This window comes from Flavobacterium phragmitis, from assembly GCF_900112575.1.
GTDB classification, from domain to species: domain Bacteria; phylum Bacteroidota; class Bacteroidia; order Flavobacteriales; family Flavobacteriaceae; genus Flavobacterium; species Flavobacterium phragmitis.
The window spans coordinates 90,164-103,227 of sequence record NZ_FOMH01000010.1; the positions used below are offsets into that span (position 1 = coordinate 90,164).

General features: G+C 33.4%; 11 protein-coding genes. All 11 read left to right on the forward strand.

The features are described from left to right. Window positions 1–17 precede the first annotated feature (17 nt). Window positions 18–1,349, forward strand: a complete 1,332-nt coding sequence (locus BM289_RS17630; RefSeq protein ID WP_091496311.1) for a DUF58 domain-containing protein — start codon at window positions 18–20, stop codon at window positions 1,347–1,349. Between the two features lie 149 nt (window positions 1,350–1,498). Beyond that, on the forward strand, window positions 1,499–2,578 hold the full coding sequence (locus BM289_RS17635; RefSeq protein WP_091495995.1) for an alkaline phosphatase family protein: 1,080 nt from the start codon (window positions 1,499–1,501) through the stop codon (window positions 2,576–2,578). Between the two features lie 44 nt (window positions 2,579–2,622). Then, a complete protein-coding gene (locus tag BM289_RS17640; RefSeq protein ID WP_091495997.1) occupies window positions 2,623–3,552 on the forward strand; it encodes a DUF2167 domain-containing protein in 930 nt (309 codons plus the stop codon). A 188-nt stretch (window positions 3,553–3,740) separates the two neighbouring features. Then, window positions 3,741–4,529, forward strand: a complete 789-nt coding sequence (locus BM289_RS17645; RefSeq protein WP_091495999.1) for a TrmH family RNA methyltransferase — start codon at window positions 3,741–3,743, stop codon at window positions 4,527–4,529. A 257-nt stretch (window positions 4,530–4,786) separates the two neighbouring features. Further along, window positions 4,787–7,009 (forward strand): RelA/SpoT family protein, encoded by a 2,223-nt coding sequence (locus BM289_RS17650; RefSeq protein ID WP_091496001.1) that lies wholly within the window; start codon window positions 4,787–4,789, stop codon window positions 7,007–7,009. A gap of 88 nt (window positions 7,010–7,097) precedes the next feature. Then, window positions 7,098–7,562, forward strand: coding sequence for a Fur family transcriptional regulator (locus BM289_RS17655; RefSeq protein ID WP_091496313.1), 465 nt, complete (start codon window positions 7,098–7,100; stop codon window positions 7,560–7,562). A gap of 100 nt (window positions 7,563–7,662) precedes the next feature. Then, window positions 7,663–8,934 carry an adenylosuccinate synthase gene (locus tag BM289_RS17660; RefSeq protein WP_035649096.1) on the forward strand — a complete coding sequence of 424 codons (1,272 nt, stop codon included), beginning with the start codon at window positions 7,663–7,665 and terminating at the stop codon, window positions 8,932–8,934. A 53-nt stretch (window positions 8,935–8,987) separates the two neighbouring features. Further along, window positions 8,988–9,569 carry a GDP-mannose pyrophosphatase NudK gene (gene nudK, locus BM289_RS17665; RefSeq protein WP_091496003.1) on the forward strand — a complete coding sequence of 194 codons (582 nt, stop codon included), beginning with the start codon at window positions 8,988–8,990 and terminating at the stop codon, window positions 9,567–9,569. Window positions 9,570–9,611: 42 nt separating this feature from the next. Further along, entirely contained in the window at window positions 9,612–11,105 is a 1,494-nt protein-coding gene (locus BM289_RS17670; protein ID WP_091496005.1) for a S41 family peptidase, read from the forward strand. Continuing rightward, window positions 11,102–12,040, forward strand: a complete 939-nt coding sequence (locus BM289_RS17675; RefSeq protein ID WP_091496007.1) for an alpha/beta hydrolase — start codon at window positions 11,102–11,104, stop codon at window positions 12,038–12,040. The genes BM289_RS17670 and BM289_RS17675 overlap by 4 nt, the downstream gene beginning before the upstream one ends. A gap of 89 nt (window positions 12,041–12,129) precedes the next feature. Next, complete coding sequence (locus BM289_RS17680) at window positions 12,130–13,014, forward strand: L,D-transpeptidase (RefSeq protein ID WP_091496008.1); 885 nt, start codon at window positions 12,130–12,132, stop codon at window positions 13,012–13,014. The last annotated feature ends 50 nt before the right edge of the window (window positions 13,015–13,064 follow it).

The window sequence follows — 13,064 nt, forward strand, 5'->3', positions numbered from 1 at the left end:
ACTTGAAACAACAAAAAATGAAATTCATAAAAAGTCTATATCTGAATAATTTCTTCTTCTATGTGCTGATTGGCATAATAGGATTATTTGTTTGTGCTTTTATTTTCCCAAACATGTACAATGCTGTTTGGCTTGTTGTTTTGGCTTTGGGAACTTTTTTAGCACTTGATCTTTTAATTCTGTTCACCGCGAGAACGGGAATGGAAGCAGAACGAATTACACCTGAAAAATTATCTAATGGGGATTTAAATCCATTTAAAATCCATTTAAAAAATCATTATAATTTTCCAGTTTCAGTTAAAATAATTGATGAAATTCCGTTTCAGTTTCAAGTTCGTGATTTTAAAATTATCAAAACCATAAAAGCAGCAACACAAAAAGAAATTGGTTATGACCTTCGTCCAACAGAACGTGGAGAATATCATTTTGGAGCTTTAAATGTCTATGTTTCTTCTCCGTTAAGATTAATTTCCAGAAGATTTACTTTTGATAAAGATCAGATGGTTCCGACTTATCCGTCTTATATTCAATTGAGAAAATACGATTTAATTGCTTTTTCAAACAATTTGTTTCAATATGGAATTAAAAAAATCCGTCGAATTGGTCACACAATGGAATTTGAACAAATCAAAGAATATGTTCAGGGCGATGATTTAAGAACTTTAAACTGGAAAGCTACTGCAAAAAGAAATTCTTTGATGGTGAATCAGTTTCAGGATGAGAAATCGCAGTCGGTTTATATGGCTATTGATAAAGGTCGTGTCATGCAAATGCCTTTTGATGGTTTGAGTTTATTGGATTATGCTATCAATTCTTCTTTAGTTTTATCGAATGTTATTCTCAAAAAACAAGACAAAGCCGGACTTTTTGCCTTTTCTAAAAAAGTAGAAAATAGAGTTTTTGCCGAAAGAAGAGGTTCGCAGATGCAGAAAATCCTCGAAACTTTATACAACATAAAAACCGATTTCTTTGAAAGTGATTACAGTCGATTATATGTTGATATCAAGAAAAATATCAATCAAAGAAGTTTGATTATTCTGTATACCAATTTTGAAACTATGGATGGATTAAATCGTCAGTTGCCTTATTTAAAAGGAATTGCGAAAAGTCATTTATTGGTTGTGGTTTTCTTTCAAAATACAGAACTGAACTCTATCATCAATAAAAAAACAACTACGATTCAGGAAGTTTACGATAAAGTAATTGCCGAAAAATTCATGTTCGAAAAACGTTTAATCGTCAATGAATTAAAGAAATACGGAATTCATTCGGTTTTAACACAGCCCGAAAATCTTACGCTTGACGCAATTAATAAATATTTGGAAATTAAGTCGAGAGGGATTTTGTAAAAGTTGCGAAATTTTAAAGAACTAATTATCGCCTTATTTAAATCATTTCATTTTTTCCCTTGCATTAATTTATAGTTACATTACGTTATCACGTAAAAATTGCTTTATTAAATTACTTAGTTTTGAATTCTATTTCAAATTAATAAGTAATGAAAAAAGCTTTTTTTATTCTGTCCATTTTATTGAGCCTTAAATCTCTAGCTCAAAAAACAGAAAACATCATTATTATCACTACAGATGGTTTTAGATGGCAGGAAGTTTTTAAAGGAATTGATGCTGCAATTGCCAATGACAAAAAATTCAATCAAGGAGACAGCGCTTACATTTATAAAAAATATGCTGATACAGATATTAAAGAAGCACGTAAAAAACTCATGCCTTTTTTCTGGTCAGAAATCGCTTCGAAAGGACAGATTTATGGCAATAGAGATTTAGGAAACAAAGTTGATGTTGCTAATCCGTATTGGTTTAGTTATCCCGGTTACAGCGAAATCATGACAGGAAATGTGGATTTGAAAGTCAATTCAAATAGTTACAAACCTAATCCGAATGTAAACGTTCTCGAATTTTTAAATCAGCAGTCTAAGCTGAAAGGAAAAGTTGCTGCATTTGGCGCTTGGGATGCTTTTGACAGAATTCTAAACGAAGAAAGAAGCGGATTTTCAGTAATTTCTGCTTTTGATAAAGTCGGCGGAAACAAACCAACTGCCTCTCAAAAGTTATTAAATGAAATGCGTGACAATTCGTTTAAACCTTTTCATATGGATGAATGTCTGGATGTTTTTACGCATTATCAGGCTTTAGACGAACTAAAAACGAAAAAACCAAAAGTACTTTATATCGCATATGGCGAAACTGACGAATGGGCGCATCATGCACAATATCGTTCATATTTGGATGCGGCGAATCAGGTTGACAAATGGATTCAGGAAATTTGGACTTTTGTTCAAAATAATCCACAGTACAAAAACAAAACTACTCTTTTTATAACTGTAGATCATGGACGTGGCGACAAAGTAAAAGCACAATGGACAGATCACGGTGCCGACGTTCCAGGCGCATCTGAAATTTGGTTTGCTGCAATAGGACCAGAAATTGCACCAAAAGGCGAGATTAAAACCGAATCTCAATTCTACCAAAAACAATTTGCACAAACTTTAGCCAAAATAATGGGATATGATTTTAAAACCGATCATCCTGTCGAAAAAGAGATTTCAGAATTATTCTAATACAACCAAAACCATAAATAATTTTTTTAACCAATTCAACCCAAATGAAAAAAACGTTATTATTTCTATTATTATCGATTCTTTCGATTTCAAAAATCAACGCGCAAGAGCCTGATACCTTAAAAGCATTTTATGACAAAATTGACAAATCGTTCAAGTATGAAACAGGAAAAATTACGCTTCCTGAAGGAGACGGATCACTAAATGTACCAAAAGGATTCAAATTTTTAAATGCCGAACAAACCCAAAATGTACTAACTAATTTATGGGGAAATCCCGAAGACAAATCGATCCTAGGTTCTCTTGTTCCAGACGGAAAAGGTGTTACACATGCTGACAGTTGGATGTTTGTAATCAGTTATCAAGGTGACGGTTACGTAAAAGACGATGATGCAGATGATATTGATTATGATGATCTTCTAAAAACCATGAAAGAAGATGTTGCCACTGCAAATGCGGAAAGAAAAACGGCAGGTTATCCTGAAGTGCAATTAATTGGCTGGGCATCTAAACCATTTTACGACAACAATTTAAAAGTATTACACTGGGCAAAAGAATTACAGTTTGGAGCAGACAAAAATCATACTTTGAATTACGATTTAAGAGTTTTAGGACGAAAAGGAATGTACAATATTTCTGCTGTTGCCGGTGTAGATCAGTTGGCAGAAGTAAAAGCGAGTATTCCAGGTATTATCAAAAGTGTTGAGTTCAACGACGGACATAAATATCTTGATTTCGATGCCGACACTGATACTGTTGCAGCTTGGACAATTGGCGGTTTAGTGGCTGGAAAAGTATTAGCTAAAGTTGGATTCTTCGCTATTTTAGCAAAATTCGGAAAGTTCATCGTAATTGGAATTATCGCTGCTTTTGCTGCCATAAAGAAATTCCTTTTTGGAAGCAAAGATCAAGTTGTTACAAGACCTGAAGAAGAAACTGCTTTATTAGAAGAAAACAATTCTACAGAAGAGTAATTTTTTTGTTAGCCACGAATTTCACGAATTCTCACGAATTTTTTCCACAATGTGAAAGAAAAATAATTCGTGCGAATTCGTGAAATTCGTGGCTAACCTTTTTTAACAAACCTACAAGGTTTTAAAAACCTTGCAGGAAGAAAAAAACTCTGTACCTTTGGCCCTCTCCAACTTTGAGCCTTAAAAAAATGAAACAAATTACTTCAGTTCAAAATCCGTTTATAAAATCTTTGGTTTTACTACAAGAAAAAGCCAAAGCCAGAAAACAAACCGGAACATTTTTAATTGAAGGACAACGCGAAATTTCATTGGCCATAAAAGGCGGTTATGAGATTGAAACTGTTTTATTTCTACCTGAATTAGTTACTGAAACAGAAATCAATAAACTAATTCAAAATCCATTTCAACTGATAGAAATCAATAAAGAAGTTTATCAGAAACTGGCTTATCGCGATACTACAGAAGGTATTTTGGCTGTAGCCAAAACCAAATCTTTAAAACTATCAGACTTAAAATTATCGGATAATCCATTAATTCTTGTCGTTGAATCTTTAGAAAAACCAGGAAACATCGGTGCCGTTTTGCGTACTGCCGATGCGGCTAACTTGGATGCTGTTCTAATTGCTAATCCAAAAAGCGATTTATACAACCCGAACATTGTTCGTTCAAGCGTTGGTTGTCTTTTCACCAACCAGATTGCAACGGGAACAACAGAAGAAATTATTGCTTTTTTAAAAGAAAAAAAGATCAATTTCTATAGTGCTACTTTACAAAATTCAACTTCCTATCATACCCAAAATTTTACCACTCCAACCGCTTTGGTAGTAGGTACAGAAGCCACAGGATTAACACAACAATGGCGTGACGAGGCAACACAGAACATCATTATCCCAATGCAGGGCGAAATTGACAGTATGAACGTTTCTGTCGCTGCCGCTATTTTGATTTTTGAAGCCAAAAGACAAAGAGGATTTTAGATTTTAGATTTTAGATTTTAGATTTTCTAAAAGTCGCTGAGCTCCTTTTTTGAAATTTGCTTCTCTTTATACTTATTTGGGACTTCTAAACTATTTCAAATTGATTTTGATTTTTGACATTGACATTGGAATTTGGGATTTAAAAAATTGGAATTTATTTCTGAAAAAATCGAAAATCTAGCCTCTAAAATCTACAATGGTAAAGCCTTGTGTATATTCAAACTAATTCTTATTTTTAGTACTTGAACTATGCCGTTATGACAGAAATAGATATTGAAAAAGAAAATAAAGCTATTGCACACGAATACAAGGAATTACTTCGAATAAGCTACCAAACTTTAAGCCCAACTGACAAAAAATTAATTCGGAAAGCATTTGATGTCGCCGTTGATGCTCACAAAGAACAGAGACGAAAATCGGGAGAAGCCTATATATTTCATCCTATTGCAGTTGCAAAAATTGTTGCCTCGGAAATTGGTCTGGGTGCGACCTCTATCGCTGCGGCCTTACTTCATGATGTTGTAGAAGATACTCCAATAACGGTTGAAGATATCGAACGCTTATTTAATCCGAAAGTAGCGCAATTGGTTGAAGGTCTTACTAAAATCTCATTGGTTCAAAAAGACTTAAATGCTTCAATGCAGGCAGAGAATTTCAGAAAAATGATTCTTACGCTGAATGATGATGTTCGTGTAATTTTAATCAAACTAGCCGATCGTCTTCATAATATGCAAACTATGGACTCGATGGCGGAATATAAACAGACCAAAATTGCTTCTGAAACGTTATACATTTATGCGCCTCTTGCCCACCGTTTGGGACTTTACAACATTAAAACAAAACTGGAAGATTTGGGTTTAAAATATACAGAACCTGCCATTTATAATGATATTGTAAGCAAAATTCGCGAAACAAAAGAAGAGCAAGATGCTTATATAAAAGATATTTCTGATGTATTAAAGAAATCTCTAGACAATGAAGGCGTAGATTACATCATCAAAGGTCGACCAAAATCTATTTATTCGATTCGTAGAAAAATGCGTGCTCAAAACGTAACCTTCGATGAAGTGTACGACAAATTTGCACTTCGAATTGTTTATAAAGCGGATCCACATGACGAAAAATTTATTGCCTGGAAAATATACTCCATCGTAACAGATCATTACAGACCTAGCCCAAGCCGCCTTCGTGACTGGATTTCGTCACCAAAATCAACTGGTTACGAAGCGCTTCATATTACGGTTATGGGACCAAAAGGACGCTGGGTCGAGGTTCAGGTTCGAAGCGAGCGTATGGACGAAATTGCCGAAAAAGGTTACGCTGCACATTACAAATACAAAAATGGAGCAACAGAAGAAAGCGGTTTAGATACTTGGTTGAATCTTCTTCGTGAAGCTTTGGAAAATCCTGAAACCAATGCAGTAGATTTTGTTGAAGATTTTAAAATGAATTTATATTCTAAAGAAATCTTCGTCTTTACTCCTAAAGGTGAAATCAAATCACTGCCTAAAGGGGCTACTTCTTTGGATTTTGCCTTTAGTATTCACTCAGAAATTGGAATTAAAACCCGCGGAACCCGCGTAAACGGAAGATTAGTACCTCTAAACCACGAATTAAAAAGTGGTGATCAGGTTGAAGTTATAACCTCTCCAAACCAAAAACCAACCGTAAACTGGCTGGAATATGTAACGACTTCGAGAGCAAAAAATAAAATTAAAAACGTTCTTAACGAGAACACTAAAAAAATTGCCGAGGAAGGAAAAGAATTACTTGTTAGAAAATTAAAACATCTAAAAGTTACTTTTAACGAACAAGTAACCAACGAATTAGTCAACTTTTTTAAATTAAAAACAAGTTTAGATTTATTTTACAGAGTTGGAATTGGTGCGATTGAAAACCAACAGTTGAAAGACTACGCAGCGCAGAAAAGCAATTCGTTTATCAATTTCTTTAAAAATAAAATTAAACGAAATAAAGACACAACTGCTTCAGAAGATATTCATAAACCAGTTATCAGCAGTAATTACGACATGCTGGTTTTTGGAACGGAACATGATAAGCTGGATTATAAGTTATCGCAATGTTGCAACCCAATTCCAGGCGATGATGTATTTGGTTTTGTGACTATCAACGAAGGTATTAAAGTACACAAAAAAGATTGTCCAAACGCGATTGGAATGCAGTCTAATTATGCTTACCGAATCATGAGCGCCAAATGGATTGATTCGTCTCAAGAAGAATTCAAAGCGATTATCAATATTACGGGAATGGATGTGTTAGGACTTACCAACCAATTAACTCGTGTAATTTCGAACAATATGAGCGTGAATATTCAAAGTATTTCTTTGAGTACAGATGCTGGAATTTTCCACGGTCAGATCGCTGTAATTGTAAAAAACAACACTATTTTGAAGAAAATGATCAATGCAATTAAGAAAATTGATGGTGTTGACAAGGTCACAAGAGAATACAGAACCTAACTTTTTAACCTATCTATAAGGGATTTATAACTAAACTTTAAACCCGAAACTTTTATTGATTGAAAATAAAAATTTATCTTTGCCGGATATGACACTCATTTCAACTGACAACACTAGAAATCAAGAAATTGTAAAAAACGTTTTTACAATGTATCTTGAGCAAAAAGGGCATCGCAAAACTCCTGAGCGTTATGCTATACTTCAGGAAATTTACGACAGCGAGGAACATTTTGACATCGAAAATCTGTATATCAAAATGAAAAACAAAAACTATCGTGTGAGTAGAGCTACTTTATACAACACGATTGAGTTATTGTTAGACTGCGCTTTGGTTAGAAAGCATCAATTTGGGCAAAATCAGGCTTACTACGAAAAGTCTTATTTCGACAAACAGCATGATCACATTATCATGACTGATTCTGGAGAAGTAATTGAATTTTGTGACCCAAGAATTCAAACGATCAAAAAAACGATCGAAGAAATATTTGATATCGAAATCACAAATCATTCGCTTTATTTCTACGGAAACAAAAAGCAGAATTCGAATTCATAGTCTGAAAAATCAGACTTTTTCAAAAAAGACAAAAAAAAAGAAAATTAACTACATAATCAGTAGGACGACTTAGATTGTCCCAACGCAAATTAAAAAAAGAATGACCGTAGATTTATTACTAGGATTACAATGGGGAGATGAAGGTAAAGGAAAAATTGTAGACGTACTTACCTCAAATTATGATATTATTGCACGTTTTCAAGGAGGACCAAATGCAGGACATACATTAGAATTTGACGGAATTAAACACGTACTTAGAACTATCCCTTCTGGAATTTTTCATAAAAATTCAGTAAATATCATCGGAAATGGTGTTGTAATTGACCCTGTAGTTTTTCAAAAAGAAATCGAAGGTTTGGAGAAATTCAACCTTGATATCAAAAGCAAATTAATCATTTCTAGAAAAGCACACTTAATTTTACCAACTCACCGTTTACTTGACGCTGCTTCTGAAGCATCTAAAGGAAAAGCTAAAATTGGCTCTACTCTTAAAGGAATTGGACCAACTTATATGGACAAAACTGGCAGAAACGGTTTACGTGTTGGAGATATCGAGTTAGAAGATTTTAAAGAGCGTTACAGAGCTTTGGCTGATAAACATGAAGCAATGATTGCTTTTTATGATGTAAACATTCAGTACAATTTAGCAGAACTAGAAAAAGAATTCTTTGAAGCTATTGAAGAATTAAAAAAATTAGATTTCATTGACAGTGAAGAATATATGCATCAAGCTCAAAAAGCAGGTAAATCTATTCTTTGCGAAGGAGCTCAAGGATCTTTATTGGATGTTGATTTCGGAACTTACCCGTTCGTAACATCATCAAATACAACTGCAGCAGGAGCTTGTACTGGCTTAGGAATTGCTCCTAACAAAATCAAAGAAGTTTACGGAATTTTTAAAGCTTACGTTACTCGTGTTGGTAGCGGACCTTTCCCAACTGAACTTTTTGACGAAGTGGGTGCTACAATGGCAAGAGTAGGAAACGAATTTGGTTCTGTAACAGGAAGACAAAGACGTTGCGGATGGCTAGACTTAGTAGCTTTAAAATATGCTGTTCAGGTTAACGGAGTTACGCAGTTAATGATGATGAAAGGTGACGTTCTTTCTGGATTTGAAACTCTAAAAGTTTGTACAGAGTACAACTACAAAGGACAAAACATTTCTCACTTCCCTTATAACATTGAACCAGAAAATGTTACTCCGGTTTACAAAGAATTTAAAGGATGGAAGCAAGATTTAACTGGATTGACAACTTACGATCAATTGCCAATTGAGCTAAAAGAATATATTGAGTTTATTGAAAAAGAAATCGAAGTGCCAATCAAAATTGTATCGGTTGGACCAGACAGAAAACAAACAATAACAAAATAATACATTTAAACGCTCTGTAATCAGAGCGTTTTTTTATACAAATTATTTCATTTATGAAAAATCCAAAAGTTGAAATTAAAGAAACGAAGTTATTATCAGACAATTGGTATATCCTTAACCGAGTTACTTTTGATTACCAAAAAGAAAACGGCGTATCTGAAATTCATACTCGTGAAGTTTATGACCGTGGTAATGGTGCCGGAATTTTATTATACAATTCAACTAAAAAAACAGTGATTTTAACACGCCAATTTCGTTTACCAACTTTCCTTAATGGAAACAAAGACGGAATGATGATTGAAGTCTGTGCAGGACTTTTAGACAAAGACAATCCAGAAACTGCAATCATTCGTGAAACCGAAGAAGAAACAGGGTATCGTATCTCTAAAGTGGAGAAAGTATTTGAAACCTACATGTCTCCAGGCGCTGTAACCGAAATTTTGTATCTTTTTGTTGGCGAATACGATGAAAGCATGAAGGTTAGCGAAGGTGGTGGATTGGATGCTGAACAGGAAAATATTGAAGTTTTAGAATATACTTTTGATGAAGCTTATGCTATGATTGAATCGGGAGAAATTACAGATGCAAAAACTATTTTGCTGTTACAGCACGCAAAAATTAAAGGTTTGCTATAAGTAAGTTTTTTTGAGTATTTTAGATTCACTAAAAAATATAAAATGCTCAAATTAAAAATAGCTATTCTTTTCTGCTTTCCGATCTTATTATTCTCTCAGAATGAAAAATTATCGGCTGAAAAGCTAAAACAGGATCTTACTATTTTTAAAGAAATAAGAGAAAAAGCCAATTCTGGTCTTTACAAATACAGAACAAAACAGCAGGTTGACAGCATTTATTCGTGGGCGTTTACACAATTAAATAAACCTAAAGAATTAATCGAATTCTATAAAATAATCCTGCGAATAACCGACTTTGAAGGAAGTCTTCATAATGACACTACACTTCCTGATGATTTCGAAAAACAATATGCATCAGGAAATGTTTTCTTCCCTTATCCTGTTAAACTAATTGAAGACAAACTGATTGTTAATTTTCAAAACAACGAAATTCCTTTGGGTTCTCAAATCCTGAGTATAAATGGAATTAAAACTCAAAAACTACTGTCCTCTTTCTATAAATATTACACAACTGACGGTTATAACATAACAGGAAAATCAATTGGAATTGGGAGTTCTTTCGCTAAATATTTTGAAATAGAATATGGACCTCAAAAGAAATTTTCAGTAGAATATTCACTTCCAAATCAGACCAAAAAACTCAAAAAAACTATTTCTGCAGTTTCAAATGAAACACGAAAAGAGAATTTTAAAAAACGTCATTCTCTTCCAATTGACAGCTTACAATACAATCGTGCAAAAGACAAATATTCTTTTAAAGTAATTTCCAGCAATACCGCTTTACTTTCTGTCCATAGCTTTGTCATTGGCAGAAATGCAAAACATAAAGAACATCTGGCATACAAAAAATACCTGGACAGCTGTTTCCAATATCTTTCCCAAAACAACCAGATACAAAATTTTATTGTGGATGTTCGAAATAATGGTGGCGGTACCGATCCCAATGATATTGTAACTTTCTCCTATCTTACACAAAAACCGTTTAGAGAAAATGCTTCTGCTTTTATCAATTTTCAGGAAATTCCTTTTTCGGAATATTTAGTTTATGAAGAAACGGAACCCCAGAAAAAACAGGAAGAGAAAAAAGATTTTGAAGACGAACTAAAAGAAGAATTTCCGAAATTGGAAAATGGGAAATATTATCAGAATGAAAAATTCAATCCGTTATTACAACCAGATCCCAACAATTTCAAAGGACAGATTTATTTATTAATAAGCCCAAGAATTGCTTCTGCAGGATCATTATTTGCTTCTTTGGTTGCCGGAAACACAAAAGCAATTGTGATTGGCGAAGAAACTATGGGCGGTTATTTCGGACATAATGGCCACACTCCTATTGAATATGAATTGCCAAACACTAAAATCAAAACACAATTTTCTATTGTAAATCTGGATCAAGATGTGCCTGAAAAGTCAAATCAGATTTTTGGCAGAGGAATTATTCCTCATCATGCAGTGAAACAGACTTTTGAAGATTTTATGCAAAATAGAGACTCACAATTGAAATATACTTTGAAATTAATTGAGCAAAAATGAAATTATTAAAGAACAAATACTTTAAAATAATCTTATTTCTTTTTATATGTTTAAATGTAATAGCATTTATCCATGCTTATAAATTAACTCATTTTACAGCATCAAATTCCCAAAAGACGAAAAGTCCGGAAAAACTCTCTTCGTTTGAAAAAGCAAAGACATTACTTTTTGGAGTAAATAATCCAAAACCGCAGAATAAAAAATTTCCAACTCAGAAATATCAAACTATAAAATTAAAAAGCAATAAAGAAATAGAATGCTGGCTCATTAAAAATCAAAATTCTAGAGGAACAGTTATTCTATTTCATGGTTATGGCGGTGAAAAATCTTCCATTATTGACAAATCAAATGAATTTCTAAAATTAGGATTTAACACCATGCTGATTGATTTTATGGGTAGCGGTAACTCCGAAGGGAATCAGACAACAATTGGTTTTAAAGAATCTGAAGAAGTAAAAACCTGTTTTGATTATATCACATCTACAGGAGAAAAAAATATTTATTTATTTGGAACTTCAATGGGAGCCGTTGCCATAATGAAATGTATTGATGACAGCCAAATAAATCCAAAAGGAATAATTATAGAATGTCCATTTGGCTCTATGTACAAAACTGTTTGCGCAAGATTCAAAAAAATGCATGCTCCAACTTTTCCAATGGCCCGAATTTTACTTTTTTGGGGAGGCATACAAAATGGCTTTTGGGGATTCAATCATAATCCATCAGAATATGCAGAAAAAATAAACTGTCCAACATTATTACTTTATGGTGAAAAAGATAAAAGTGTCAGCAGATCAGAAATAGATGAAATTTATAAAAATCTAAAAGGCTTTAAAGAACTTCATGTTTACAAAAATACTGGACATGAAAATTATCTAATAAAAAACGAGCTTCAATGGAGTCAAGATGTTAATTCCTTTTTATCATCAATTTGAAAATGAAAATCCCGAAAACAATTCAAAAAATTATGTAACCCTTTTTGGCTATCAGATTTATAACTTTATTTTCATAAAATTAACGACCTATGAAAAAGTTATATTACACCGCAAATGCCCTTCTTATATTGATACTAGCCTTAATGGTTTCCTGTAAAAAAACAGATACTATTGAAATAACAGAAAATAAAACCACTAAAAAAGTAGTAGAATACAAAGAGCCAGAATCTGCAGTTTCTTATCAGTTTCAAAAGACCAAAGATTGGCTTAAAGCAAATGAAGCCGACAGCACTAAAATGAATATTGTTTATGCCGTAAACAGAACGGATAAAGCCAATTTAAAAAAACTGGATTCGGTTGTTATTCCAGCCGATTTTAGTGGGGATTTGGTTTATTATCTTCCGTTTCCAGTGCATGTTGCAGCTTTACAGGAAGTTTCCAAAATCATCTTATTCTCCTATCCAACGCAAACTTTTGCTGTGTACGAAAATGGCGAATTGGTTCGTACTGGTCCAACTAATATGGGAAGAAAAAAAGATCCTACTCCAACAGGGTTATTTTTCACTAATTGGAAAGCCGAAAAAACAACCAGTACATTTAATGATGAGTGGGAATTAAAATGGAATTTCAACATTGAAAACAAATTAGGTGTTGGTTTTCATCAATATGAACTGCCTGGTTATCCAGCTTCTCATTCCTGTTTAAGATTATTAGAAAAGGATGCAAAATTCCTTTATAAATTTGCCGATGAATGGATTTTGAAGGACAAAGAAAATGTAAAAGTAAAAGGAACTCCAGTTGTTGTCTTTGGAAGCTACGATTTTGACGGTCCAAAACCTTGGTTGCAACTTGCATCTGATCCAAAAGCGTTGAACATTTCTGAATCTGAAATTGAAACGCAAACTAAACCATTCCTGAAAGAGATTTTAGAAAATCAAAATCTTAGAGAATCTAATCAGAGTTCTGAGATTTAAGATTTCAAAACGAAGTATTTTTTTTTAGCTCGTAAACCGTAAGTGTTTGC